The sequence below is a fragment of the Flavonifractor hominis genome (assembly GCF_040095835.1).
Lineage (GTDB): Bacteria > Bacillota > Clostridia > Oscillospirales > Oscillospiraceae > Flavonifractor > Flavonifractor hominis.
Window position 1 is genome coordinate 1 of the sequence record NZ_JBBMFT010000012.1, and the last position, 23698, is coordinate 23698.

25 protein-coding genes are annotated in these 23698 nt (G+C 63.1%); 12 read left to right on the forward strand and 13 right to left on the reverse strand.

What is annotated here, in order from left to right:
• On the forward strand, positions 1-244 hold a 244-nt coding region (locus tag WMO45_RS12445), incomplete at its 5' end, for an S-layer homology domain-containing protein (RefSeq protein WP_349141125.1).
• A 123-nt stretch (positions 245-367) separates the two neighbouring features.
• Here the strand turns inward: WMO45_RS12445 and clpB are convergent.
• Both clpB and WMO45_RS12455 read right to left on the reverse strand, forming a co-directional pair.
• Complete coding sequence (clpB, locus tag WMO45_RS12450; RefSeq protein WP_349141126.1) at positions 368-3004, reverse strand: ATP-dependent chaperone ClpB; 2637 nt, start codon at positions 3002-3004, stop codon at positions 368-370.
• Between the two features lie 28 nt (positions 3005-3032).
• Positions 3033-3236, reverse strand: coding sequence for a helix-turn-helix domain-containing protein (locus tag WMO45_RS12455; RefSeq protein WP_196033349.1), 204 nt, complete (start codon positions 3234-3236; stop codon positions 3033-3035).
• Positions 3237-3326: 90 nt separating this feature from the next.
• Between WMO45_RS12455 and WMO45_RS12460 the strand changes: the two genes are divergently transcribed.
• A complete protein-coding gene (locus WMO45_RS12460) occupies positions 3327-3533 on the forward strand; it encodes a hypothetical protein (protein WP_349141127.1) in 207 nt (68 codons plus the stop codon).
• A gap of 20 nt (positions 3534-3553) precedes the next feature.
• On the opposite strand, the gene WMO45_RS12465 is transcribed toward WMO45_RS12460, so the two are convergent.
• Positions 3554-3982: an Hsp20/alpha crystallin family protein gene (locus tag WMO45_RS12465; protein WP_349141128.1), complete on the reverse strand. Its 429-nt coding sequence runs from the start codon at positions 3980-3982 to the stop codon at positions 3554-3556.
• 300 nt (positions 3983-4282) lie between these two features.
• Between WMO45_RS12465 and WMO45_RS12470 the strand changes: the two genes are divergently transcribed.
• Both WMO45_RS12470 and WMO45_RS12475 read left to right on the forward strand, forming a co-directional pair.
• Positions 4283-5671 carry an MATE family efflux transporter gene (locus tag WMO45_RS12470; RefSeq protein ID WP_349141130.1) on the forward strand — a complete coding sequence of 463 codons (1389 nt, stop codon included), beginning with the start codon at positions 4283-4285 and terminating at the stop codon, positions 5669-5671.
• Between the two features lie 127 nt (positions 5672-5798).
• Positions 5799-6062, forward strand: coding sequence for a hypothetical protein (locus tag WMO45_RS12475; protein WP_349141132.1), 264 nt, complete (start codon positions 5799-5801; stop codon positions 6060-6062).
• A 65-nt stretch (positions 6063-6127) separates the two neighbouring features.
• On the opposite strand, the gene kal is transcribed toward WMO45_RS12475, so the two are convergent.
• The 9 genes from kal to pyrE all read right to left on the reverse strand — a co-directional run bounded on the left by kal (position 6128) and on the right by pyrE (position 15405).
• Positions 6128-6529 carry a 3-aminobutyryl-CoA ammonia lyase gene (kal, locus tag WMO45_RS12480; protein ID WP_349141134.1) on the reverse strand — a complete coding sequence of 134 codons (402 nt, stop codon included), beginning with the start codon at positions 6527-6529 and terminating at the stop codon, positions 6128-6130.
• Between the two features lie 160 nt (positions 6530-6689).
• Positions 6690-7259, reverse strand: coding sequence for an ECF transporter S component (locus WMO45_RS12485; RefSeq protein ID WP_349141136.1), 570 nt, complete (start codon positions 7257-7259; stop codon positions 6690-6692).
• A gap of 148 nt (positions 7260-7407) precedes the next feature.
• Positions 7408-10230 carry an excinuclease ABC subunit UvrA gene (uvrA, locus tag WMO45_RS12490; RefSeq protein WP_349141138.1) on the reverse strand — a complete coding sequence of 941 codons (2823 nt, stop codon included), beginning with the start codon at positions 10228-10230 and terminating at the stop codon, positions 7408-7410.
• Between the two features lie 26 nt (positions 10231-10256).
• Positions 10257-10628 (reverse strand): CPCC family cysteine-rich protein, encoded by a 372-nt coding sequence (locus WMO45_RS12495; protein WP_349141140.1) that lies wholly within the window; start codon positions 10626-10628, stop codon positions 10257-10259.
• A 49-nt stretch (positions 10629-10677) separates the two neighbouring features.
• The gene (locus tag WMO45_RS12500; protein ID WP_349141142.1) at positions 10678-11691 is read right to left on the reverse strand and encodes an aldo/keto reductase; all 1014 of its coding nucleotides are present in this window, start codon (positions 11689-11691) and stop codon (positions 10678-10680) included.
• Between the two features lie 64 nt (positions 11692-11755).
• Complete coding sequence (locus WMO45_RS13685) at positions 11756-11839, reverse strand: UvrB/UvrC motif-containing protein (protein WP_353963437.1); 84 nt, start codon at positions 11837-11839, stop codon at positions 11756-11758.
• A 157-nt stretch (positions 11840-11996) separates the two neighbouring features.
• The gene (gene uvrB / locus WMO45_RS12505; protein WP_349141144.1) at positions 11997-13955 is read right to left on the reverse strand and encodes an excinuclease ABC subunit UvrB; all 1959 of its coding nucleotides are present in this window, start codon (positions 13953-13955) and stop codon (positions 11997-11999) included.
• Between the two features lie 73 nt (positions 13956-14028).
• Positions 14029-14703, reverse strand: coding sequence for a JAB domain-containing protein (locus WMO45_RS12510; protein ID WP_349141146.1), 675 nt, complete (start codon positions 14701-14703; stop codon positions 14029-14031).
• A gap of 30 nt (positions 14704-14733) precedes the next feature.
• Positions 14734-15405 (reverse strand): orotate phosphoribosyltransferase, encoded by a 672-nt coding sequence (gene pyrE / locus WMO45_RS12515; RefSeq protein WP_349141148.1) that lies wholly within the window; start codon positions 15403-15405, stop codon positions 14734-14736.
• 140 nt (positions 15406-15545) lie between these two features.
• Here pyrE and WMO45_RS12520 point away from each other — a divergent pair, with 140 nt between their 5' ends.
• The 6 genes from WMO45_RS12520 (at position 15546) to WMO45_RS12545 (ending at position 20822) form a co-directional block, all read left to right on the forward strand.
• Positions 15546-16076 (forward strand): COG2426 family protein, encoded by a 531-nt coding sequence (locus WMO45_RS12520; RefSeq protein WP_349141150.1) that lies wholly within the window; start codon positions 15546-15548, stop codon positions 16074-16076.
• A 51-nt stretch (positions 16077-16127) separates the two neighbouring features.
• Positions 16128-16502 carry a hypothetical protein gene (locus tag WMO45_RS12525; RefSeq protein ID WP_349141152.1) on the forward strand — a complete coding sequence of 125 codons (375 nt, stop codon included), beginning with the start codon at positions 16128-16130 and terminating at the stop codon, positions 16500-16502.
• Between the two features lie 33 nt (positions 16503-16535).
• The gene (gene recD2 / locus WMO45_RS12530) at positions 16536-18746 is read left to right on the forward strand and encodes an SF1B family DNA helicase RecD2 (protein ID WP_349141154.1); all 2211 of its coding nucleotides are present in this window, start codon (positions 16536-16538) and stop codon (positions 18744-18746) included.
• A 95-nt stretch (positions 18747-18841) separates the two neighbouring features.
• A complete protein-coding gene (locus WMO45_RS12535; RefSeq protein ID WP_349141156.1) occupies positions 18842-19018 on the forward strand; it encodes a type II toxin-antitoxin system antitoxin in 177 nt (58 codons plus the stop codon).
• Positions 19015-19674, forward strand: a complete 660-nt coding sequence (locus WMO45_RS12540; protein WP_349141158.1) for a ComF family protein — start codon at positions 19015-19017, stop codon at positions 19672-19674. The genes WMO45_RS12535 and WMO45_RS12540 overlap by 4 nt, the downstream gene beginning before the upstream one ends.
• A gap of 125 nt (positions 19675-19799) precedes the next feature.
• Positions 19800-20822, forward strand: coding sequence for a rod shape-determining protein (locus WMO45_RS12545; RefSeq protein WP_349141160.1), 1023 nt, complete (start codon positions 19800-19802; stop codon positions 20820-20822).
• A 50-nt stretch (positions 20823-20872) separates the two neighbouring features.
• Here WMO45_RS12545 and murC read toward each other — a convergent pair whose 3' ends face one another.
• On the reverse strand, positions 20873-22246 hold the full coding sequence (gene murC, locus WMO45_RS12550; RefSeq protein ID WP_349141162.1) for a UDP-N-acetylmuramate--L-alanine ligase: 1374 nt from the start codon (positions 22244-22246) through the stop codon (positions 20873-20875).
• A 106-nt stretch (positions 22247-22352) separates the two neighbouring features.
• Between murC and WMO45_RS12555 the strand changes: the two genes are divergently transcribed.
• Positions 22353-23462: a CCA tRNA nucleotidyltransferase gene (locus WMO45_RS12555; RefSeq protein ID WP_349141164.1), complete on the forward strand. Its 1110-nt coding sequence runs from the start codon at positions 22353-22355 to the stop codon at positions 23460-23462.
• Positions 23407-23688: a YabP/YqfC family sporulation protein gene (locus tag WMO45_RS12560; RefSeq protein WP_349141166.1), complete on the forward strand. Its 282-nt coding sequence runs from the start codon at positions 23407-23409 to the stop codon at positions 23686-23688. Before WMO45_RS12555 ends, WMO45_RS12560 begins: the two co-directional genes overlap by 56 nt.
• The last annotated feature ends 10 nt before the right edge of the window (positions 23689-23698 follow it).

A 23698-nucleotide genomic window follows, 5' to 3' on the forward strand; every position in this document is an offset into this window, starting at 1 on the left:
CACCCGGGAGCAGCTGGCCGTCATGCTCTACCGCTACGCCGGCTCCCCCGCCACTGAGGGCAGCCTGACCGGCTTTGCCGATGCCGCCTCCGTGTCCGCCTGGGCGCAGGACGCCATGGAGTGGGCGGTGGCCGAGGGCATCCTCACCGGCAAGAACGGCTCTGCTCTGGATCCCCAGGGCACTGCCAGCCGCGCCGAGGTAGCCACCATGCTCATGCGCTTTACTCAGGAACAGGCTGAGTAAACAAGTTCCCTTCTCTACCTTTCCTTTTGCCGGACCCCGGAGCAGTGCTCCGGGGTCCGGCTCATTTATGCAAAAAAACTCCGGGGCAATGCATTCGCATTGCCCCGGAGGAAATCCGGCGGCTTACTTGGCGTCATCCACCACTTCGCCGGTAAGGACGGTATTGGCATTGACGGTCAGTTGGCCGTCCGCGCAATCCACCGTGAGGGTATCGCCGCTCTGGACCTCGTCGCCGATGATCTTGCGGCTGATGAGGGTCTCAACCGAGTGCTGCACGAACCGGCGCAAAGGACGGGCACCGAAGGCCGGGTCATAGGCGCTGTCGATAATGAAGTGCTTGGCCGCGTCGGTGAGTACCACTTTGAGCTGCTTTTCGCTCAGGCGGCTGTTGAGCTCGGCCACCAGCAGGTCGATGATGTGGGTGATGTTGTCCTTGGTCAGCGGCTTGTAGAACACGATCTCGTCCAGACGGTTGAGGAACTCCGGCCGGAAGGAGTGGCGCAGCAGCTCCTGGACCTGGCTCTTGGCCTGCTCGGTGATCTCGCCGCTGGGGTCAATGCCATCCAGCAGGTACTGGGAGCCCAGGTTGGAGGTCAGAATGATGATGGTGTTCTTGAAGTCCACGGTGCGGCCTTGACTATCCGTAATACGGCCGTCGTCCAATACTTGTAGTAAAATGTTGAACACATCGGGGTGGGCCTTCTCCACCTCGTCGAACAGCACCACGCAGTAGGGGTGGCGGCGGACGGCCTCGGTGAGCTGGCCGCCCTCCTCATAGCCCACGTATCCCGGAGGCGCGCCGATGAGACGGGACACGGAGAATTTCTCCATATACTCGCTCATGTCGATGCGCACCATGTTCTTCTCGGAGTCGAACAGGGCTTCGGCCAGGGTTTTGGCCAGTTCGGTCTTGCCCACGCCGGTGGGGCCCAGGAAGAGGAAGGAGCCGATGGGCCGGTCGGGGTCGGCAATACCGGCCCGGCTGCGGAGGATGGCTTCGCTGACCAGGCGCACGGCCTCGTCCTGACCCACCACCCGCTGATGGAGGATGTCCTCCAGGTGGAGCAGCTTTTCACGCTCGCCCTCCATCAGCTTGGCCACCGGGATGCCGGTCCAGCGCTCGATGATGCGGGCGATCTCCTCCTCGGTGACCTTGTCCCGCAGCAGGGAACGGGCCTTGCTTTCGTTGGCGATGGCCTCCTCGGCCTCCAGCTGACGGCGCAGCTCGGGGATCTTGCCATACTGGAGCTCAGCGGCCTTGTTCAGGTCGTACTCCCGCTGGGCCTTCTCCAGCTCGGCGTTGGCGGCCTCCAGGTCCTCGCGGAGCTTCTGCACCTTGCCGATGGCGTTCTTCTCATTTTCCCACTGGGCCTTCTTGGCGTTGAACTCGTCCCGCATCTCGGCCAGCTCCTTCTGGATCTCGGCCAGATGCTCGCGGGAGATGGCGTCGTCCTCCTTCTTGAGGGCGGCCTCCTCAATCTCGTGCTGGATGATTTTGCGCTGGATGACGTCCAGCTCGGTGGGCATGGAGTCGATCTCGGTGCGGATCATGGCGCAGGCCTCGTCGATGAGGTCGATGGCCTTGTCGGGCAGGAAGCGGTCGGTGATATAGCGGTCGGAGAGGGTGGCGGCGGCGATGATGGCGCCGTCCTGGATCTTCACGCCGTGGAACACCTCATAGCGCTCCTTCAGGCCGCGGAGGATGGCGATGGTGTCCTCCACCGTGGGCTCGTTGACCATGACGGGCTGGAACCGCCGCTCCAGGGCGGCGTCCTTCTCGATATACTGGCGGTACTCGTTCAGCGTGGTGGCGCCGATGCAGTGCAGCTCGCCCCGGGCCAGCATGGGCTTTAAGAGGTTGCCGGCGTCCATGGCGCCCTCGGTCTTGCCGGCGCCCACGATGGTGTGCAGCTCGTCGATGAAGAGGATGATGCGGCCCTCGGACTTCTTGACCTCGTTGAGGACGGCCTTCAGCCGCTCCTCAAATTCGCCCCGGTACTTGGCGCCCGCGATGAGGGAGCCCATATCCAGAGCAAAGATGGTCTTGTCCTTCAGGCTGGCGGGTACGTCGCCCTTGACGATCCGCTGGGCCAGCCCCTCGGCGATGGCGGTCTTGCCTACGCCGGGCTCGCCGATCAAAACGGGGTTGTTTTTGCTCTTGCGGCTCAGGATGCGGATGACGTTGCGGATCTCATCGTCACGGCCGATGACCGGGTCCAGCTTGTTCTGGCGGGCCCGCTCCACCAGGTCGGAGCCGTACTTCTTCAGGGCGTTGTAGGTCTCCTCCGGGTTGTCGGAGGTCACCCGCTGGTTGCCCCGGACGGCGGTGAGAGCCTGGAGCACGCCCTCCTTGGTGATGTTATAAGTGCGGAACAGCTCTTTCAGGGCGCTGTTTGCCGTGTCGATGAGGGAGAGCAGCAGGTGCTCCACCGAGACATACTCGTCCTTCATGGAGGAAGCGATGGACTCGGCGGTGTTCAGGCACTTGTCCACGTCCTGGGCTACATAGATCTTGCCCTGCTCCCGGCCGGAGCCGGATACCCGGGGCAGCTTTTCCACTTCCGCCTTGGTGGCGGCGGCGAAGGAGGGCACGGTGATGCCCATGTTCCCCAGCAGCTGGGGGATCAGTCCGGCCTCGTCGCTCAGCAGGGCCAGCAGCAGGTGGGGCTGCTCGATCTGCTGGTTGCCGTACTCGGTGGCCAGACTCTGGGCGGTCTGCACCGCCTCCAGGGATTTTTGCGTATATTTCTGCGCGTTCATGTCGCGTCACACTCCCTTGTAAAGAGAATCAGGATTTTTCCCGCCCCAGCAGATAGTCCACGGAGACCTGATAAAAATCGGCCAGCGTAATCAGATGATGGGCAGGGATCTCCTGAATCCCTTTTTCGTACTTATAGTATTGCTGCTGCGTGGTGCCAAGCAGCTTTCCAATGGTTTCCTGGGTCAAATCGCGGTCCTCCCGCAGGTCCCGCAGTCTGGGGTAGCAATACATATCATCACCTCGGGGAAACCATAGCATAAATCTGATTGGGTGTATTGACTTTAAACCTTATCAGATGTATGCTCTCTGCGAGGTGATTTTATGTCATTGCCCCGGAAGTACATGGTGGAGCAGCGAGTCTGCGGAACCTGCGTTCATTACCGCCAGCATTATGTCCGCAGCCGGGAGGGATATTACTTCCCTCTGTGGTACGGTCACTGCGTCCTGCCCTGGTCCAGGCATCCCTCGCCGGAGCAGGGGTGTGACCGCTGGGAGGAAAACGGAAAGGAGCCGGTCAGCCAAGGCTGACCGGCTCCCGCATATCCAGGTCAATCAATGGCGATCCGACGGGTCTCAGGAACCACGGGGACGGCCTTGGGCAGATTCAGCTCCAGAATGCCGTTCTGGTAGGCGGCGGTGATGCCGCTCTCATCAATACCGGTGATGTCGAAGGAACGGGTGAAGGAGCCATATCTCCGCTCTCTGCGGATGTAGTTGCCCTTGTCATCCTTCTGATCCTGATGCTCCTTGTGCTCGGCGGAGATGGTCAGGATACCGTCCTTCACGTCCAGCTTGATGTCCTCTTTGTTAAAGCCGGGCAGCTCCGCTTCTAAAACGAACTTGTCGCCGGCGTCCCGGATATCGGTGCGGAACGCGGGCAGGTTGGCGTTGCTGCTCTGGAAGAAGTTGCGGGTAAAGTTATCAAATGTATCAAACACGTTGTCGTTGTTGCGCTCAAAAGGAAGCATACCAAACATAATGATCTCTCCTTAGTCTATGGAATTTGATGGATGAAATACGTTAGCAGTCAACGGAATAAAATGCTAATCTTTGCGATTTTCCATGGCGCTCATCCTCTTTCCACCCCATTGATCCGGGGCTCATCTCGTTTTCTGAGACAAATTATAGGGCGGATCTATGAACAAATATAGTGCAAGATATGTCTAAATTGTAAACATTAGCACTCTATTATTGAGAGTGCTAAAACGAACGTAACCCTTTACGGAAGGGGGAAAAAGAGGTATAATGCCAGCGTGTGTCTGAAAAGGAGTGTGTTTATGAGAAGGACCAACGACCTTGGCCGGGACCCGGTGTTCCGGCTGGTGTGCCGCCTGGCGATTCCCACCATGCTGGCCCAACTGGTCAGCGTGCTCTACAGCATCGTGGACCGCATCTATATCGGAAACATCCCGGAGATCGGGGACCTGGCTCTGGCGGGGGTGGGGGTGTGCGGCCCCATCGTTACGCTGCTGAGTTCCTTTGCCTCCCTGGTAGGGCTGGGGGGATCCCCCATCCTGGCCATGCGCATGGGGGAGGGGAAGCCCAAAGAGGCGGCCCGGGTGCTGTCCAACAGCTTTTTGATGCTGCTGGTGCTCTCCGGCGCGCTGACCGCCCTGTTCCTGCTGAGCAAGGAGCAGCTGCTCATGTGGTTTGGCGCCAGTGAGGCCACCTTTGGCTACGCCGATACCTATCTCACTATTTATACCGTGGGCACCTTTTTTGCCCTGATGTCCACAGGAATGAACAGTTTCCTCATCGCCCAGGGCTTTTCCGGGCTGGGTATGGCCACGGTGATGCTGGGAGCGGTGCTCAACATCATTCTGGACCCCGTCTTTATTTTCGCTCTGGACATGGGAGTGGCCGGGGCGGCAGTGGCCACGGTGCTCTCCCAGATGGCCTCGTGCGCGTTTGTACTCAGCTCCCTGCTGCGCCGGAAGATGCCGGTGCGCCTGGGCTGGGGCGGGTTTGACTGGGCCGTGATGCGCCGGGTGCTTCTGTTCGGCCTGTCTCCCTTTTTGATCATCGCCAGCGACAGCGTGCTGCTCATCGTGCTCAATACGGTGCTCCAGCGCTACGGCGGGCCTGAGCTGGGAGACACCCTGGTCACCTGCGCTACCATCGTGCAGAGCTATCTGCTGCTCATCACCATGCCCATGGGTGGGCTCACCCTCGGGACCCAGCCGGTGATCAGCTTCAACTATGGCGCGGGCAACGCCGGGCGCATCAAAACCGCCATGAAGTCCATTGTGGGATTGTGCCTGACCTTCTGCGCACTGATGACCGTGGTGACCTACACCCTCTCGCCGGTCTTTGTGCGCCTGTTTACCCAAAACCCGGAGCTGATCGAACGCTCGGTGCGCTACATCAAGGTCTTTACCGCCATGATCCTGCCCCTGGCCGTCCAGTATCCCCTGGTGGACGAGACCACCGCTCTGGGGCATGTGCGCCTGGCCCTGTTTTGTTCCATGTTCCGCAAGGGCATTTTCCTGGCCTGTCTGCTGCTGCTGCCCGCCCTGGTTTCCGCTGAGGCCACCTTCCTGTCCGAGCCGATTGCCGACGCCGTGGCCGCAACTGTTACCACTTGTCTGTTTTGTTATTTTTTTCCAAAGATTTTGGCACGCCGAGCGGCAGAAGATACAAAAAGTACAACACATTTGTGCGAATAAAATGATTTGTTACCAACTTCTCTGTGGAATCTGCAAATACCATGCAGACAGCATACCTCTTTATATTGATTTCTCAGCAGACCGGTGTTACAATAAAGAAAATTGACCCCGGAGGGAAGAAAGGGGAATGTCCATGTGTGAGCATGGGGGAGCATGGGATCTGCTGGAGTGGCTGACACAGGAGACGAACTGTCCGTATTTGTCCGACCTGAAGCAGCAGACGTACTGGCCCGCATTGCTCCGTGCGTTGCACAGGGCGCCCAGGGACAGGTGGCCTCTGCGGGAGTGGCAGGATGCGTGTCAGTATCTGGTGGGCGCCTGCGCCTGCGCGGAGAACGAGGAGCAGGCCCGCGCCTGTTTGGAAGAAAAGCTGAGCCACCCGCGGACATAGCACGATCAAGTCAGTCATATAAAAAACGCCCGGCGCATCTGCGCCGGGCGTTTTTTTATGTTGTCTCAGGGTTCCTTGCGCTGGCACTTCTTGGGCGTTACGCAGGTGCCCTCCGCAATGGCCACCACGATGGGCTCATCCAGGAAATCAGCGGCAGAATCGCTGATGTCGGGCCGGGGAATGGCCACCTTGCGGGCTTCAAAGCGCATCTTGCGGGACGTGTTGCCAATATGGGTGATCTCGCCATACGCCTCGATGAAGTCGCCCGCGTAGACGGGGGCCTTGAACTCGATGTTGTTGTAGGCGCAGAACAGCCCCTCATCCCCGTCGCACTTGATCAGCAGTTCGGTGGCCACATCGCCGAAAAGATGTACCATGTGGGCGCCGTCGACCAGGTTGCCGCCATAGTGGGCGTCCTTGGCGGACATACGCAGGCGGATCATAGAGGTGTACTTTTTCTCTTCCATTTGGATTCACTCCTGTTAAAAATTTGTAGAAGCCAGACAAAAAACGGGCAGAAATCCTGTCATTATTGTACGTCTCTTTCAACAGCTTGTCAACAGGAGAAATAGTGGCGGTGCAAAATGCCCGGTCCCGGCGGTAGAGCGGGACCGGGCATGCCGGAGATCAGGCCAGCTTCAGGTGGGCCCGTTTGAGAGCCGAGCGGATGGCCATGCACAGGATGGGGGCGGCCACCAGAGCCACGGCGGCGTTGAAGATGGAGGCGGGCACCTTCAGAGGCAGCGTGGCCAGGGCTGCGGCAGGCTGCAGGCCCTCCACAAGCAGGCCGTTGTAGAAATAGCTCTTGGTGAAGTAGAGGATGTAGTAGGCAATGCATCCCACCACGGCACCGCTGACGCAGCGGGGATAGGTGGGCTCCTCCCGGTGGGCGGCGTTGTGCATCACCAGACCGGCGGCCAGACCCATGGCGCCCTTGGTCAGGAAGGTGAGCCAGCACTCCGAGGCGAACAGCGGGTTGGTCAGGTCATACAGCGCCGAGCCCAGGCCCGCAGCCAGGCCGCCCACAGGCCCCAGCAGAAGCCCGGAGAGCACACACATGATGTTGGCCAGTGTGAACGAGGTGTTTCCGCCAATGGCGATGGGCATGGTGACGCGCAGATAATTGCTGACGAACACCAGGGCGGTCATCATGGCCAGGACCGCCAGCTGCAGGACGGTAAAGCGATTCTTTTGCATAAAACTCACTTCTTTCTTCCATCTTTGATCTTTGGTGGCTTTATTATAGGACCTATCTGACCCTAATTCAAACATCAGATTTAGAAAATCTAATAAGGTCAGATTGAGGAAAGAACCGCCGCAGACCAACCGGTCTGCGGCGGAGTGGTTACAGCATGCGTTTGAGGTATTGTCCGGTGTAGGAGCCGGGGCATTGCGCGACTTCCTCGGGGGTGCCGGTGACCACGATCTGGCCGCCGCCGTCCCCGCCCTCGGGGCCCAGGTCGATGATATGGTCGGCGGTCTTGATCACATCCAGATTGTGCTCGATGACCACCACCGTGTTGCCCACGTCCACCAGCTTCTGGAGCACTTCGGTAAGCTTGTGCACGTCGGCGGTGTGCAGGCCGGTGGTGGGCTCGTCCAGGATATAAATGGTCTGGCCGGTGGAGCGCTTGGCCAGCTCGGTGGCCAGCTTCACCCGCTGGGCCTCGCCGCCGGAGAGGGTGGTGGAGGGCTGGCCAAGCTTCACATAGCTCAGTCCCACCTCATAAAGGGTCTGGAGCTTGTTGTACAGCTTGGGCAGGTTCTCGAAGAAGGGCAGGGCCTCCTCCACCGTCATGTCCAGCACCTCATAGATGTTCTTGCCCTTGTATTTGACCTCCAGGGTCTCCCGGTTGTAGCGCTTGCCCTTGCACACCTCGCAGGGAACGTAGATGTCGGGCAGGAAGTGCATCTCGATCTTGATGAGGCCGTCTCCCTGGCAGGCCTCGCACCGTCCGCCCCGGACGTTGAAGGAGAACCGGCCGGGCCCGTAGCCCCGGGCCTTGGCGTCCTGGGTGGAGGCGAACAGGTCCCGGATGTCGTTGAACAGCCCCGTGTAGGTGGCCGGGTTGGAGCGGGGCGTGCGGCCGATGGGGGACTGGTCGATGTCGATGACCTTGTCCAGGAATTCCTCCCCCTCGATGCCGGCGTGCTTGCCCGGCCGGGTCTTGGCCCGGTTCAGGTCGGCGGCCAGGCGCTTGTAGAGGATCTCGTTGACCAGGGAGGACTTGCCCGAACCGGACACGCCGGTGACGCAGGTGAAGGTGCCCAGGGGGATGGAGACGTCGATGTTGTGCAGGTTGTTCTCCGTGGCCCCACGGATGGTGAGGAAATGGCCGTTGCCCGTCCGCCGCTGGGCGGGCACGGGGATCTTTTTCCGGCCGGACAGATAGTCGCCGGTGATGGAGCCGGGGGTGTTCATCACCTCTTCCGCGGTGCCCGCGGCCACCACCTGGCCGCCGTGGACTCCGGCGCCGGGGCCGATGTCCACGATGTAGTCGGCCGCGCGCATGGTGTCCTCATCGTGCTCCACCACCAGCAGGGTGTTGCCCAGATCCCGCAGGTGCTTCAGGGTGTCCAGCAGCTTGTCGTTGTCCCGCTGGTGCAGGCCGATGGAGGGCTCGTCCAGAATATAGAGTACCCCCATGAGGGAGGAGCCGATCTGGGTGGCCAGGCGGATGCGCTGGCTCTCGCCGCCGGAGAGGGTGGCGGCTGCCCGGCTCAGGGTCAGGTACTGCAGGCCCACGCTCTGGAGGAAGCCCAGCCGGCTGCGGATCTCCTTGAGGATACGCCCGGCGATGAGCAGCTTCTGCTCCGAGAGCTCCAGATGGTCGATGAAGTCCAGCGCCTCGGTCACCGACTTGCGGCAGAACGCGTCGATGTTGATGCCACCCACGGTGACGGCCAGCGCCTCTTTCCGCAGGCGCTTGCCGCCGCAGTCGGGGCAGGGCCGCTCGCCCATGCACTCCTCCAGGTCCCGGCGCATGGCGTCGCTCTGGGTCTCCCGGTAGCGCCGCTCCAGGTTGTTGATGACCCCTTCAAAGGCCTGCATCAGCGTGCCCTTGCCGTTGGCCCGGTCGTAGGTGAGCTTGAGCTTCTCCCCCTTGGTGCCGTAGAGGATGATGTCCATGACCTCCTCCGGCAGATCCTTCACCGGAGTGGTCAGCTTGAATTTATACTGCTTGGCCAGAGCGTCGAAATACATCCGGGAGATGGAGTCCCCCTTGATGTTGTTCCAGCCGGAGGCGGTGATGGCCCCGTCCAGGATGGACAGCTCCTTGTTGGGGATGATAAGGTCCGGGTCCACCTTCAGCTGGGAGCCCAGACCGGTGCAGGTGGGGCAGGCGCCGAAGGGGTTGTTGAAGGAGAACATGCGGGGGGAGAGCTCCTCAATGGAGATGCCGCAGTCCTCACAGGCGTAGTTCTGAGAGAAGAGGATATCCCGGTCCTCTCCCACGATGTTGATGACCACCAGGCCGCCGGCCAGATTGGAGGCCACCTCCACGCTGTCGGTGAGGCGGCGGGCAATGTCCGGCTTGATGACCAGCCGGTCCACCACGATCTCCACGTTGTGCTTTTTGTTCTTGTCCAGGGGGATCTCCTCGGTCAGATCATAGAGGGAGCCGTCAGCCCGGCAGCGGACGTAGCCCGATTTGCGGGCGTCCTCCAGCAGCTTCTGGTGGGTGCCCTTCTTGCCCCGTACCACCGGGGCCATGACCTGGATGCGGGTGGCCTCGGGCAGGGCCATGACCTGGTCGATGATCTGGTCGATGGTCTGCTGTTTGATCTCCTTGCCGCACTTGGGGCAGTGGGGAGTGCCCACCCGGGCCCACAGCAGGCGCAGATAGTCGTAGATCTCCGTGACAGTGCCCACGGTGGAGCGGGGGTTCTTGGAGGTGGTCTTCTGGTCGATGGAGATGGCGGGGGACAGACCGTCGATATAGTCCACATCGGGCTTTTCCATCTGTCCCAGGAACATCCGGGCATAGGAGGACAGGGACTCCACGTACCGGCGCTGTCCCTCGGCGTAGATGGTATCAAAGGCCAGGGAGGACTTGCCGGAGCCGGACAGGCCGGTCAGTACCACCAGCTTGTCCCGTGGAATATCCACGTCGATGTTTTTCAGGTTGTTCTCCCGGGCGCCTTTGACGAAAATATGGTCGAGCATAGGTCTGTTTTCTCCTTCTTCGGGTTTCAGGGAAGTTCCCCTGGCCGGGGCGGGCGGGTATAGCGGGCGAGATCCTCCCGCACAGCGCCCCATTTCCGGTAGTTTTCCCGCCCCTCCCGCAGGGTCATGCCATGGTTCTCATCACTGGGGTCATCCTCCCCCGGGGCGAATACGTCGTTCTCCCAGAAGCACACCGGGCAGATGGAGGCGATGGCCTCCGCCCTGGGAACAGGAAGGGTAAGATAACCGCAGCAGGGACAGGGGTAGATTCCGGCCGGGGCCTCCGACACCGGAGGCGGGACGGATGCCAGCGGCTCCGGGGTGCACGAGACCGACTCGGCCGGCTCAGCATCATCGGCCGCTTTAGGCAAATAGAGCACTTTTTTTCGTGGATGCATAGCGGTCCCGCCTCCTAACTTCAGATGCAGAGCCGGTGGCGCAACAGGATCAATATCCGAACACCTGGGCCACGCCGGCCAGCATGTCCCGGATGGGCAGGTTGTAGGGGCAGCGCCGCTCGCAGGCGCCGCACTGCACGCAGGAGCCGGCGTGGTACTGCATAGCCTCATACCGGGCCCGGGCCCAGTCGCCCAGGCCGTACTTGCGGGCGTAGTTGGCCAGGGTAAAGGTGGAGGGGATGTCGATGCCGGTGGAGCAGGGGGCGCAGTAGCCGCAGCGGCGGCAGAACTGGGTGCCCAGCTCCTTCCGGATGGCCTGGCAGCGCTCCAGCTCCTCCTCGGTCAGGGGGGAGAAGCCCTCAGCGGCCTCGGCGTTGCGGATCACCTCTTCCACCGAGCCCATGCCGGGGATGGAGATGTCGATGACGCCGGAGGCGGCGATGTACCGCAGGGCCAGGTTCCAGTCGTCCAGGTTGCCGCCGGCCATGGGCTTCATGGCGATGGTGCCGATGCCCTTCTCCCGGGCCTGCGCCAGAATCTCCCGGCCCTGGTCCTCCACGATGTTGTAGGGGAACATGATGGTCTCGAACCGGTCGGCGTACTGCTCCACCAGGATCTTCATGGCGTCGGCGCTGTGGCAGGTGATGCCGATGTGGCCGATCTTGCCGGCGGCCTTGGCCTCGACCAGAGCCTCATAGGCGCCGCCCGGGCCGAAGACCTTCTCGATGTCCTTCTCGGGCAGGTTGTGGATCTGGTAGACGTCGATGTAGTCGGTGCGCAGGTTCTTGAGGCTGGTCTCAATGTCCTTGCACATACCGGCATAGTCACGGGACATGGCTTTGGTGGCCAGGATGAACTTGTCCCGACGGCCCTCCAGGGCGGCACCCAGATACTCCTCGGACACGGTGTAGCCCCGGGCGGTGTCGATGTAGTTCATGCCGTACTCCTCCAGCTTGTCCACCACGGCCACGGTGTTGGCCGCGTCGGCGCGCTGGATGGGGATGCCGCCAAAGGAGACCACGGCGGCCTTGAGACCAGTTTTACCCAGAGTAGCGTATTTCATGACAAATACCTCTTTTTTCTACCCGGCAAGGGCCGGATTTATTATAAAATAAGGGGACGAGAGCTCATCCCTGCCCCCGCAGCTCGATGATGCGGTCGCGGAGGACGGCGGCGTACTCGAACTCCAGCCGCTTGCTGGCCTCCCTCATTGTCCCACACGGCAGGAGCCGTGTGGGAGCCCTGAATGGATTTTACATGCTCGGGCCAAGTGAATTGGCCCTGCGCCAAGGTTTTGCCTGCGGCAAAACGCTTGTACGACGCAGGCGCCGCCCCGCCGTTGGCGGGGCCCCGAAAGAAATGGGGAGGCTATTGGCCCCGCAGCTCGATGATACGGTCCCGCAGCACGGCGGCGTACTCAAACTCCAGCCGCTTGGAGGCCTCCCGCATTTCCTTCTCCAGCTTGGCGATGGCGGCCTCCTTCTCCTTCTTGGACAGAGCCTTTTTGGAGTGGGGCAGCTCGTCCTTGTCGTCGGACAGGTCGATGACGTCCCGCACCGACTTAATGACCGTCTTGGGCACGATGCCGTGGGCCTGGTTGAAGGCGTCCTGCTTGGCCCGGCGGCGCTCGGTCTCGTCGATGGCCCGGCGCATGGAGGGCGTGATGGAGTCGGCGTACATGACCACCAGGCCCTGGGCGTTGCGGGCGGCCCGGCCGATGGTCTGGATGAGGGAGGTCTCCGAGCGGAGGAAGCCCTCCTTGTCGGCGTCCAGAATGGCCACCAGGCTGACCTCCGGCAGGTCCAGGCCCTCACGCAGCAGGTTGATGCCCACCAGCACGTCGAAAATGCCCAGCCGCAGGTCCCGGATGATCTCCATGCGCTCGATGGTGTCGATGTCGTGGTGCATATAGCGCACCTTGATGCCCGCGTTGGTGAGGTAGGCGGTGAGATCCTCCGCCATCTTCTTGGTCAGGGTGGTGACCAGCACCCGCTCTTTCCGGGCGGTGCGCTCGTTGATCTCTCCGATGAGGTCGTCGATCTGGCCCTCTACCGGCCGCACCTCGATCTTGGGGTCCAGCAGGCCGGTGGGGCGGATGACCTGCTCCACGATCTGGCCCGACCGCTCCCGTTCGTACTCGCCGGGGGTGGCGGAGACATACACCACCTGGTTGAGCCGCTTCTGGAATTCCTCGAATTTCAGCGGCCGGTTGTCGAAGGCACAGGGGAGGCGGAAGCCATAGTCCACCAGGCTGGTCTTGCGGGCCCGGTCGCCGTTGTACATGGCCCGCACCTGGGGGAGGGTCACGTGGCTCTCGTCGATGAACAGAACAAAGTCCTTGGGGAAATAGTCCAGCAAGGTGTGAGGGGGCGACCCGGCGGGCCGGCCCTCGATGACCCGGGAATAGTTTTCGATGCCGGTGCAGTAGCCCAGCTCCTGCATCATCTCCACATCGTACATGGTGCGCTGCTTGATGCGCTGGGCCTCAATGAGCTTGCCCTCCTTCTCGAAAAAGGCCACCCGCTCCTCCAGCTCCTTGTAGATCTCCTGGATGGCGGCGTCCATTTTCTCCTTGGGGGTGACGTAGTGGGTGGCGGGCCAGACGGGGATGGTATTGAGTTTGCGGATGACCGTGCCGGTGACCACGTTGATCTCGCTGATGCGGTCGATCTCGTCCCCAAAGAACTCCACCCGGATGGCGGAATCCTTCCAGTAGGCGGGGAAGATCTCCACCGTGTCACCCCGGACCCGGAACATGTTGCGCTCAAAGGCGATGTCGTTGCGCTCGTAGCGGATGGCCACCAGTTTTTTCAGCAGCTCATCCCGCTCCATGACGGCCCCCACCCGCAGGGAGACCATCATCTTGGCAAAGTCCTCCGGCTCACCCAGACCGTAAATGCAGGACACCGAGGACACCACGATCACGTCCCGCCGCTCCATCAGGGAGGCGGTGGCCGCCAGGCGCAGCCGGTCGATCTCCTCGTTGACCGCCGAGTCCTTTTCGATAAAGGTGTCGGTGTGGGGGATATAGGCCTCAGGCTGATAGTAGTCGTAGTAGGACACGAAGTATTCCACCGCGTTGTGGGGAAAAAACTCCTTGAACTCGGCGCACAGCTGGGCGGCCAGAGTCTTGTTGTGGGCCAGCACCAGGGTGGGCCGCTGCACCGCCTCGATGACCTTGGCCATGGTGAAGGTCTTGCCCGAGCCGGTGACCCCCAGCAGGGTCTGCTCGTCCAGCCCGTTCTCAATGCCGGCGGCCAGGGCGGCGATAGCCTCCGGCTGGTCGCCGGCGGGCTGGTAGCTGCTGACTACTTCAAATTTGGGCATACCATCCCCTCCTGCCTGTATCATAACAAAACAAATGTTCTATTGCAAGCCTTTCTTTTGCCGGGCGGTACCCTCAGGGCTGAAAGAAACGGCTGTCCCGCAGGGAGACCATATCGTCGTCCACGAAGATCAGGTGGTCCACCAGCTCCACGCCCATCCGGGCCAGCAGCGGGGCCAGGCTGTTGGTGGTGGCGATGTCGTCCTCCGACGGGAAGGCAATGCCCGAGACATGGTTGTGGGCCAGCACCACCGCTGAGGCGTTGAGGGCCAAAGCGGCCTCCACGATGAGGCGGGTGGTGATGGCCACGGCGTTCACGTTGCCCTCGGTCAGCCTGCGGATACCCAGTACCTTGCGCTTGCCATCCATGCACAGCAGACACAGGATCTCATTGCGGGCGCCGAAGAAATAGGGGCGCAGCAGCTGATAATAGTCCCGGGAGGTGCGGGCAATGTGGTCCATCTGCGTGCGGGAGGTGAGGTAGCGGCCGGAGAACTCCTTCACCGCCTTGAGCAGCACGGCGGCGTGCTCCCCCACGCCCCGGAGCTTCATCAGCTCGTCGGGGATGGCGTCCAGCACCCCGGCCAGGGAGCCGAACTGGTCGATCAGCTCGTGGGCCAGGGGATTGGTGTCGCTGCGGGGGTTGGCGTAGAAGAGCAGCAGCTCCAGCAGCTTGTGGTCGGGAAAGGAGTCCGGCCGGGCCAGAAATTCACTTTTGAGCCGCTGACGGTGCCCGTCGTGAGCGCCCATGCCGGACCCCTCCTCCTATAAGATACCCGCTCAGCGGGCGCCGTACTCAGCCAGATAGGCCTCCATGCGGGCTTTCATGGCGTCGTCAATGTAGACCTTGCCGTCGATCTCCTTGTTGTGCAGGAAGGAGATGATCTCCCGCACGGTGACGATGGGGTACACGGCGATGCCGTAATCCTCCCGCAGCTCGTCCAGGGTGGAGCAGTCCCGGGTGCCCCGCTCCATGCGGTCCACCGAGACGATGAGGGCCTTCATGTTCACCTTGGCCACGTGCTTGAACAGCTCGATGGTCTCCCGCACGGCGGTGCCGGCGGTGACCACGTCCTCCACGATGACCACGTTGTCCCCGTCCTGGGGCTTGTAGCCCACCATGGAACCGCCCTCGCCGTGGTCCTTGACCTCCTTGCGGTTGAAGCAGTAGGGCAGGTCCCGCTCATAGTTGCGGTAGAGGGAGGCGGCGGCGGACACGGCCAGAGGGATGCCCTTGTAGGCCGGCCCGAACAGGCAGTCTACCCCGTCGGGCAGATGGTTCTGGATACAGGCGGCGTAGTAGTCGCCCAGCTTGGCGGCCTGGGCGCCGGTCTTGTAGTTGCCGGTGTTGATGAAGTAGGGGGTCTTGCGGCCGGACTTGGTGACGAAGTCGCCGAAGGTGAGCACGCCGGAGCGCACCATAAAGGTAATGAATTCTTCCTGATAGGTCATGGTTGCAAACCTCTCTTCTTCAAAAATAGTCGAATTATTATACCACCGTTTGAAAGGGGGGGCAAGGGAGACAGTGGGAAAATCCACCGGGGTCCTCTGTGGATTTTTTAGGAAAACTTAATGTGCACAAGGGAAAAGGTATGATAGAATACCAGCATAGAGAAGAAGAGGTGACTCGTTTGGAACTGCTGGACTGGTTGACAAACAACGATATGGGTGAGCTGCTGTTCACCATGCTGGTGTCCATGGTGCCGGTGATCGAGCTGCGGGGGGGCGTGCCCTTCGGCACCGCCCTGGGGCTGGCGCCCGGAGAGGCCCTGGTGGCGGCCATTGTGGGCAATATGCTCCCCATTCCGTTTATCATCGTGTATATCCGCCGCATCTTCAAGTGGATGCGCCGCAAGTCGCCCCGGCTGAACCGCCTGGTGGACCGGCTGGAGAAAAAGGCCCATCTGAAGGGGCGGGTAGTGAACCGCTACAAATATCTGGGGCTGTGGCTGTTTGTGGCCATCCCCCTGCCGGGCACGGGGGCATGGACCGGCGCGCTGGCGGCGGCCTTCCTGGATATGCCCCTGCGCAAAGCCCTGCCTTCCATTTTCCTGGGCGTGGTGACCGCCGGGCTCATCATGACCTTTGCCACCGGGCTGGTGGTGGCCACGGTAGGGGGCTGACGGGGACCAAACACCGCCAAAGGGCATAGGATAGCCCGGAGGTGAGCGGATTTGAACGCGATTTTGCAGGTGATCCTGGCCCTGCTGGCGGCCGTTGGGCTGCTGGCGCTGGGGTGGATGCTCTATGGAAAACTGGTGACTCCGGTGGGGGAGCTGGGGCCGGTATATGCGGTGCTGCCCGCCGACGGAGACGGAGCGCGGCTGGAGCAGGAGGTAAAGGGTCTTCTGTGGCTGCGCAGCGGGGCGCTGGCCCGGGCCATTATCATCATTGCCGACACCGGCCTGACCCCCGAGGGGCGGGCGGTGGCTGCCGCGCTGATGAAGGACGCCACCGGCGTGGTGCTCTGCCCGGCGGAGCGGCTGGGGGAGTATCTAGCCCAGGTCGGGGCGAAAACCATTCGACAAACGCCGCCGGGGGTGATATGATATCTCCCGAAGAAAAGGGAGGGAACAGCACCCATGCAGCAGGAAGAGCTGACTTACATCGAGGGCACCGTGGACGCCGTGATCTATCAGAACGAGGACAACGGCTACACGGTGCTCCGCCTGGACGCGGGAGACGGCAGCGGCCTCACGGTGGTGGGGTGCATGCCCGGCGTGGCCCCGGGGGAGAGCATTTCGGTCCAGGGCAGCTGGGTGCGCCATGCCTCCTACGGAGAGCAGTTCAAGGCAGAGACGGTGGAGCGGCGAATGCCCGCGGGCACCAAAGCCATCTATGAGTACCTGGCCTCGGGCGCGGTGCGGGGCATCGGCGCGGCCACGGCCCGGCGCATGGTGGAGGAGTTCGGGGAGGACGCCCTCACCGTGCTGGAGGAGCACCCCGAGCAGCTCACCCGCATTCGGGGCATCACCCGCAAGCGGGCCCTGTCCATGGGGGAGAACTTCCGCATGCAGATGGGCATGCGCCGGCTGCTGGAGTTTCTGGGGGAGCACGCCGTGCCCCTCCAGCTGGCCATGCCCCTCTACCGCAAATACGGGGACCGGGCCCTGCCGGCCATCCGGAACAACCCTTATCTGCTGGTGGATGAGGAGCTGGGGGTGGAGTTCTCCACCGCTGACGAGCTGGCCCTGTCCATGGGCATGGAGGGGGACGACCCCCAGCGCATCGAGGCGGGGCTGCTCTTTGAGCTGAGCCACAATCTGGACAACGGCCATACCTTTCTGCCCCGGCGCAAGCTGCTGGCCGCCACGGCCCAGCTCATCGGCGTGGAGGGGGAGGCCCTGGAGGACGCGCTGGAGACCCTGCTGGAGCGGGGGGAGGTCATCCAGGAGGCGGTGGCTGGGGAGGAGGCGGTATACCTCCAGGACCTGTGCGAGGCCGAGCAGTATGTGGCCTTCCGCCTGGTGGAGATGGCCCGTGGAGAGCTGACGGCCCCCCACGGACTGGACCGGCTCATCGACGGCATCCAGGCCCGGCAGGGCATCACCTACGCCCCCCAGCAGCGCCAGGCGGTGGAGCTGGCCGCCGTGCGCCAGGTGATGCTGCTCACCGGCGGGCCGGGCACCGGCAAGACCACCTCCCTGCGGGGGGTGCTGGCCCTGTTTGAGGAGCTGGGGCTGGAGACCGCCCTGGCCGCCCCCACCGGCCGGGCGGCCAAGCGGCTGGGGGAGCTGTGCGGCATGGAGGCGGCCACCATCCACCGCCTGCTGGAGACCCAGTATGACCCCCATTCGGGCCGGCTCATCTTCGCCCACGATGAGAGCGAGCCGCTGAAGGCGGACGCCGTCATCGTGGACGAGACCTCCATGGTGGATATTTTGCTGATGCGGGGGCTGCTCTCCGCCCTGCGGGAGGACTGCCGCCTCATTCTGGTGGGGGACCCGGACCAGCTGCCCAGCGTGGGGCCGGGCAACCTGTTTTCCGACCTCATCCGCAGCGGCGTCATCCCCACGGTGCGCCTGACCGAGATTTTCCGCCAGGCCGCCGAGAGCGCCATCATCCGCAACGCCCACGCCGTCAACCGGGGGGAGCTGCCCGAGCTGCGGGACAACAAGAGCGACTTTTTCTTCCTCCGGCGCAAGGACCCGGCCCGGGCGGCCGAGACCATTGTGGAGCTGGTCAAGACCCGCCTGCCCCAGAACATGGGCATTCCGCCCGAGCAGATCCAGGTCCTCTCCCCCACCCGCAAGCGGGGCACCGGCACCGCCGCCCTCAACCGGGCCATTCAGGAGGCGGTCAATCCCTCCGGGGAGGACCGGCCGGAGCGGCGCTTCGGCGAATACGTCTTCCGGCAGGGGGACCGGGTCATGCAGGTGCGCAACAATTACGACGTGGTGTGGAGGGACGGGCTGACCTCCGGCATGGGGGTGTTCAACGGCGATATCGGCCAGATCCGCTCGGTGGACAACCGGGCCGAGGTGATCACGGTGGACTTTGAGGGCCGGGTGGTGGAGTACACCCCCGACATGCTCCTGGAGCTGGAGCCGGCCTATGCCATCACCGTCCACAAGGCCCAGGGCAGCGAGTACCGGGCGGTGATCCTGGCCGTGTGCGACGGCTCGCCCATGCTGCTCACCCGGGGGGTACTCTACACCGCCATCACCCGGGCCCGGGAGCTGCTGATCCTGGTGGGAGACGAGGAAGTGGTGGCCCGCATGACGGCCAACGACCGCCAGCAGCGCCGCTATTCCGGCCTGCGCTGGCGGCTGGTCCAGATCGACCGGGCATAAGGGGACGAGCGGGAAATATCGTGGACTTGACATGCACGCACAAGTGCAAAGTGCGTGTGCGAACCGATACCATCACCCTGAAAGGTGGTGTAAGCATGAAGCGAGACAAACACCTTGGCATCCGCATGGACAGCCAGCTGCACAAAAAGCTGGTCTACATCGCGGAATACGAGGGGCGCTCCCTGAACTGGCAAGTCATCCACCTCATTCAAGAATGCGTGCGCGACTTTGAGCGCAAGCACGGGCCCATCCCGGAGGAGGAGCTGTCATGAGCGGGGCGGCGGGCTGGCTGCTGGATCTGCTTTTCCCGCCCAAGTGCGTCTTTTGCGGGGCGGTGCTGGCCGCCGGCGAGCGGGATCTGTGCGCCCGCTGTCAGCGGGAGCTGCCCTGGCTGGAGGGGGCGGCCGCAGAACAGCAGGGGGAATTTTTCACGCTGTGCGTCTCGCCCCTGGCCTACCGGGACCAGGTGCGCGCGTCCATCCAGCGGTATAAATTCAAGGGGCGGCAGGGCTACCACAAGGCCTATGGCAGGCTGGTGGCCCAGTGTGTCCACGACCATTTGGCCGGGCGGTACGATCTCATCAGCTGGGTGCCTCTGTCCCAGCGGCGAAAGAAGGAGCGGGGGTACGACCAGGCCTTTCTGCTGGCCGGCGCGGCGGCGCTGGAGCTGGGGGAGGTGGCGGTGGAGACCCTGCGCAAGCCCCGCAACACCGACGCCCAGTCCGGGCTGCAGGGAGAGGCCGAGCGCCGGGCCAACGTGCTGGGGGCCTACACTCCGGTGGACCCCGAGCTGGTGGAGGGCAAGCGGGTGCTGCTCATTGACGACGTGGTGACCACCGGCTCCACCCTGTCCGAATGTGCCCGTATCCTGCGCACGGCGGGCGCGAAAGAGGTATTTTGTGCCACTTTAGCCCGGGCAAGAGGGTAAAATACGTCCGTTTTTGTAGAAAATGGTGTTGAAATGCAAGTTACGCTTCTGTATAATATAGAGGATTATCAATGAAACTGATGGATAAAATAAAACAAAAGCTTTCAAGACTTCGAGGTGCGGGTATGTTCAGTAAGGATATCGGAATCGACCTGGGTACGGCTTCTATCCTGGTCTATGTAAAGGGTAAGGGCGTGGTCCTGCGGGAGCCTTCCGTGGTGGCCATCGATAAGAATACGGGCAAGCTGCTGAAGGTGGGCACCGAGGCCCAGCAGATGCTGGGGCGCACCCCCGGCAACATCGTCGCCATCCGTCCGCTGCGGGAGGGCGTCATCTCCGACTACGACATGACCGAGCGGATGCTCAAGGAGTTCATCCGCAAGGTGACCTCGTTCCGGCTGTTCAAGCCCCGCATCGTCATCTGCGTTCCCTCGGGCATCACCGAGGTGGAGGAGCGCGCGGTGATCGACGCGGGCATCCAGGCGGGCGCACGCAAGGTCTACCTCATTGAGGAGCCTGTGGCCGCCGCCATCGGCGCGGGCATCGACATCGCCAAGCCCGACGGCCACATGATCGTGGACATCGGCGGCGGCACCACCGACATCGCCGTCATCTCCCTGTCCGGCATCGTGGAGTCTACCTCCATCAAGATCGCCGGCGACCAGTTTGACGAGGCCATTGTCAAATACATCCGCCGCAAGCACAACGTGCTCATCGGCGAGCGTACTGCTGAGGAGCTGAAGATGCAGATCGGCTGCGTCTTCCCCCGTCCTGAGGAGCAGACGGTGGAGATCAAGGGGCGCTGCCTGATGACCGGCCTGCCCCGTGTGTTCTCCGTGTCCTCCAGCGAGATGATCGAGGCCTTTGAAGAGGTCTCCACCCGCATTCTGGAGGCCATCCACGGCGTGCTGGAGCGTACGCCCCCCGAGCTGGTGGCCGATATCTCTACCAACGGTATCTGCATGACCGGCGGCGGCAGCCTGGTCTGGGGCTTTGACAAGCTCATCGAATCCCACACCGGCATCGAGACCCACGTGGCCGACGATGCCATCTCCTGTGTGGCCTACGGCACCGGCAAGAGCCTGGAGGACGTGGACACCATGCAGGACGGCACCATCAATCTCTCCCGCCGCAAGCAGATGAACTGATCCGACATAAAAAGAGGTCCGGGCGCAGGCCCGGACCTCTTTTTTACCTCTTATTCGCTTTTGACCAGGGCCTCGCCGGCGGTGTAGATGTCGCCGGCACCCACGGTGAGGATCAGATCCCCCGGCCGGGCCAGCTCCCGCAGGCGGGCGGTGACCTCGGGCAGGGTGGCGTAGTATTCGCTGCCGGGGATCCGGTCGGCCAGGTCCTTGGAGGAGATGCCGATGTCGTTGGTCTCCCGGGCGGCGAAGATCTCGGCCAGAAGGGTGATGTCCGGCTCCTTCAGCACCTGCACGAAGTCGTCGAACAGGGCCTTGGTGCGGGAGTAGGTGTGGGGCTGGAAGGCGCAGATGACCCGCTCATACCCCAGCTTCTTCACCGCGTCCATCAGGGCCTGCAGCTCCCCGGGGTGGTGGGCGTAGTCGTCGTAGACCTGGGCCCCGTGGTAGCTGCCCTTGTGCTCAAACCGGCGGCCTGCACCCCGGAAGCCGGCCAGGCCCGTGCGCACCGCCTCGGGCGGAATCGCCAGGGCGATGGAGGCCGCCGCCGCAGCCAGGGCGTTTTTCACGTTGTGGATACCGGGCACGTTGAGCTCCACGTGGGTGAACAACTCCCCGCGCAGGAGCACGTCGAAGCTGGCCAGGCCGTTGTGCCAGGTCAGATTGGCGGCATGGACGTCCCCCTGCTCCAGACCGAAGGTGAGCATAGGACGGCTCTCCCCGGCCAGGGTGTGCATGGTGTTGGCGTCGTCGGCGTTGGCCACGACGAGGCCGTTTTCTGGCACCCGGTCGGCGAAGGCACGGAAGGAGTGCTCCACATCCTCCAGATCCTTGAAGAAGTCCAGGTGGTCGGCCTCGATGTTCAGAATGACCGCCACGGTGGGATAGAAGGAGAGGAAGGAGTTGCAGTACTCGCAGCTCTCCAGAATGATGGTGTCTCCGTGGCCCACCCGGTAGCCCGAGCCCAGCAGGGGCAGCGTGCCGCCGATCATGACGGTGGGGTCCGCTCCGGCGGCCATGGCGATGTGGGTGCACATGGAGGTGGTGGTGGTTTTGCCGTGGGTGCCGGCGATGCACAGGGCGTTTTTGTACCCCCGCATGATGGAGCCCCAGGCCTGGGCCCGCTCAAAGACGGGGATGCCCTGAGCCCGGGCGGCGGCGATCTCGGGGTTATCGTCGTGGGCGGCGGCGGTGCGGATGATGAGCTCGGTGCCCTGGATGTTCTCCGCCCGGTGGCCGATGGCCACGGGGATGCCCAGGGAGCGCAGATGCTCCACCGTGGCGCTCTCATGCATGTCAGAGCCGGTGATGACCATGCCGGCTTTATGAAGGACCTCGGCCAGCGGGGACATGGATACGCCCCCGATGCCCACCAGATGGGCCCGGCGGCCGGGGGCGATGAAGGTATGAATATCGGCGTTTGCCATGGGTTTACACACCCTTTTCTATAGATTATAATCGTTTTACGGTCAATCTATTATAAACCATTATAGGCAAATAGCAAGCAGAAGATACCAAAGGCGGTGGAGAAAAATGGGCGCATGGACCCTTCCGGACGGGGTGTCCGGCTGTCTGAATACCCTGTGGGCGGCGGGGCACGAGGCCTACCCGGTGGGAGGCTGTGTGCGGGATCTGCTGCTGGGGCGGACGCCGGGGGACTTTGATGTGTGCACCTCCGCCCGGCCGGAGCAGACCCTGGCCCTGTTTGCGCAGGCCCGGCCCACCGGCCTGCGCCACGGGACGGTCACCGTGCTCACCGGGGACGGAGCCATAGAGGTGACCACCTTCCGCCGGGAAGGGGGGTACGCCGACGGGCGGCACCCGGACGCGGTGAGTTTTGAGGCGGGGCTGGAGGAGGACCTGGCCCGGCGGGACTTTACCGTCAACGCCATGGCCCTGGCCCCCGACGGGGGTGTGATCGACCGCTTCGGCGGCCGGGCCGACCTGGCGGCGGGGATCATCCGCTGCGTGGGGGAGCCGGAGCGGCGCTTTACCGAGGACGCGCTGCGGATGTTCCGGGCGGTGCGCTTTGCCGCCCAGCTGGGTTTTGCCCTTGCGCCGGAGACCCGGGCGGCCCTGGAGCGGTGCGCCGGACGGGCGGCGCTGTTGTCGGGGGAGCGCATCCGCGCCGAGCTGGAAAAGATCCTGCTCTCACCCCGGCCGGAGGCGGCGGGGGAGCTGATACGCCTGGGCCTTCTGGCCCACCTGTGGCCGGTGCGGGACTGCCCGGCGCTGACGGAGCTGCGGGAGACGCCCAGTGCCCCGGTGCCCCGGTGGCGGGCCTTCTGCGCCGCCACCGGCTTTCCCATCCAGGTCCTGCCGGTGGAGCGGGCGCTGCGCCGGGCGGTGCTCCACCCGGAGGAGGAGGCCCTGCGTACGCTGGCCCTCACCGGGGGCGAGCTGGCGGCGCTGGGTCTGCGGGGCGGGGAGATCGGCGCGGCCCAGCGGCGGTTGGCCGCCCATATCCTGGCCCACCCGGAGGACAACCGGAGGGAGCGTCTGCTGGAGCTGTTGGGCCCGATTTCACATGGACAGGCAAGATTGCCCCACTCGTCTCATAAGCATGGAGGACGAGGAGGGGAACGCCATGGATCGGAACCGGAAACGGGAAACACTGCTGGAAAAGACGGCGGAGGTCTTTGATCTGCCGGGAGACCTGGTGGCGGGCCTGCCTCACATCGAACTGACCGGGGACCGGGAACTGCGGATGGAAAACCATAAGGGGATCCTGGCCTACGGAAGTGAGGAGATCCACATCTCGGGCGGACAGCTGGTGGTGAAGGTGCGGGGCAGCGGTCTGGAGCTGCGCTCCATGAACGCCAGCCAACTGCTCATCACCGGCCGGATCGCGGGCGTGGAGCTGGAATAGGGGGGCGGGC

What these genes read in the sequence shown, in the direction of transcription:
- clpB (WP_349141126.1), bottom strand. Translation starts at nt 3,004, where the DNA reads ATGAACGCGCAGAAATATACGCAAAAATCCCTGGAGGCGGTGCAGACC.
- WMO45_RS12455 (WP_196033349.1), bottom strand. Translation starts at nt 3,236, where the DNA reads ATGTATTGCTACCCCAGACTGCGGGACCTGCGGGAGGACCGCGATTTG.
- WMO45_RS12460 (WP_349141127.1), top strand. Translation starts at nt 3,327, where the DNA reads ATGTCATTGCCCCGGAAGTACATGGTGGAGCAGCGAGTCTGCGGAACC.
- WMO45_RS12465 (WP_349141128.1), bottom strand. Translation starts at nt 3,982, where the DNA reads ATGTTTGGTATGCTTCCTTTTGAGCGCAACAACGACAACGTGTTTGAT.
- WMO45_RS12470 (WP_349141130.1), top strand. Translation starts at nt 4,283, where the DNA reads ATGAGAAGGACCAACGACCTTGGCCGGGACCCGGTGTTCCGGCTGGTG.
- WMO45_RS12475 (WP_349141132.1), top strand. Translation starts at nt 5,799, where the DNA reads ATGTCCATGTGTGAGCATGGGGGAGCATGGGATCTGCTGGAGTGGCTG.
- kal (WP_349141134.1), bottom strand. Translation starts at nt 6,529, where the DNA reads ATGGAAGAGAAAAAGTACACCTCTATGATCCGCCTGCGTATGTCCGCC.
- WMO45_RS12485 (WP_349141136.1), bottom strand. Translation starts at nt 7,259, where the DNA reads ATGCAAAAGAATCGCTTTACCGTCCTGCAGCTGGCGGTCCTGGCCATG.
- uvrA (WP_349141138.1), bottom strand. Translation starts at nt 10,230, where the DNA reads ATGCTCGACCATATTTTCGTCAAAGGCGCCCGGGAGAACAACCTGAAA.
- WMO45_RS12495 (WP_349141140.1), bottom strand. Translation starts at nt 10,628, where the DNA reads ATGCATCCACGAAAAAAAGTGCTCTATTTGCCTAAAGCGGCCGATGAT.
- WMO45_RS12500 (WP_349141142.1), bottom strand. Translation starts at nt 11,691, where the DNA reads ATGAAATACGCTACTCTGGGTAAAACTGGTCTCAAGGCCGCCGTGGTC.
- WMO45_RS13685 (WP_353963437.1), bottom strand. Translation starts at nt 11,839, where the DNA reads ATGAGGGAGGCCAGCAAGCGGCTGGAGTTCGAGTACGCCGCCGTCCTC.
- uvrB (WP_349141144.1), bottom strand. Translation starts at nt 13,955, where the DNA reads ATGCCCAAATTTGAAGTAGTCAGCAGCTACCAGCCCGCCGGCGACCAG.
- WMO45_RS12510 (WP_349141146.1), bottom strand. Translation starts at nt 14,703, where the DNA reads ATGGGCGCTCACGACGGGCACCGTCAGCGGCTCAAAAGTGAATTTCTG.
- pyrE (WP_349141148.1), bottom strand. Translation starts at nt 15,405, where the DNA reads ATGACCTATCAGGAAGAATTCATTACCTTTATGGTGCGCTCCGGCGTG.
- WMO45_RS12520 (WP_349141150.1), top strand. Translation starts at nt 15,546, where the DNA reads ATGATAGAATACCAGCATAGAGAAGAAGAGGTGACTCGTTTGGAACTG.
- recD2 (WP_349141154.1), top strand. Translation starts at nt 16,536, where the DNA reads ATGCAGCAGGAAGAGCTGACTTACATCGAGGGCACCGTGGACGCCGTG.
- WMO45_RS12535 (WP_349141156.1), top strand. Translation starts at nt 18,842, where the DNA reads ATGAAGCGAGACAAACACCTTGGCATCCGCATGGACAGCCAGCTGCAC.
- WMO45_RS12540 (WP_349141158.1), top strand. Translation starts at nt 19,015, where the DNA reads ATGAGCGGGGCGGCGGGCTGGCTGCTGGATCTGCTTTTCCCGCCCAAG.
- WMO45_RS12545 (WP_349141160.1), top strand. Translation starts at nt 19,800, where the DNA reads ATGTTCAGTAAGGATATCGGAATCGACCTGGGTACGGCTTCTATCCTG.
- murC (WP_349141162.1), bottom strand. Translation starts at nt 22,246, where the DNA reads ATGGCAAACGCCGATATTCATACCTTCATCGCCCCCGGCCGCCGGGCC.
- WMO45_RS12555 (WP_349141164.1), top strand. Translation starts at nt 22,353, where the DNA reads ATGGGCGCATGGACCCTTCCGGACGGGGTGTCCGGCTGTCTGAATACC.
- WMO45_RS12560 (WP_349141166.1), top strand. Translation starts at nt 23,407, where the DNA reads ATGGATCGGAACCGGAAACGGGAAACACTGCTGGAAAAGACGGCGGAG.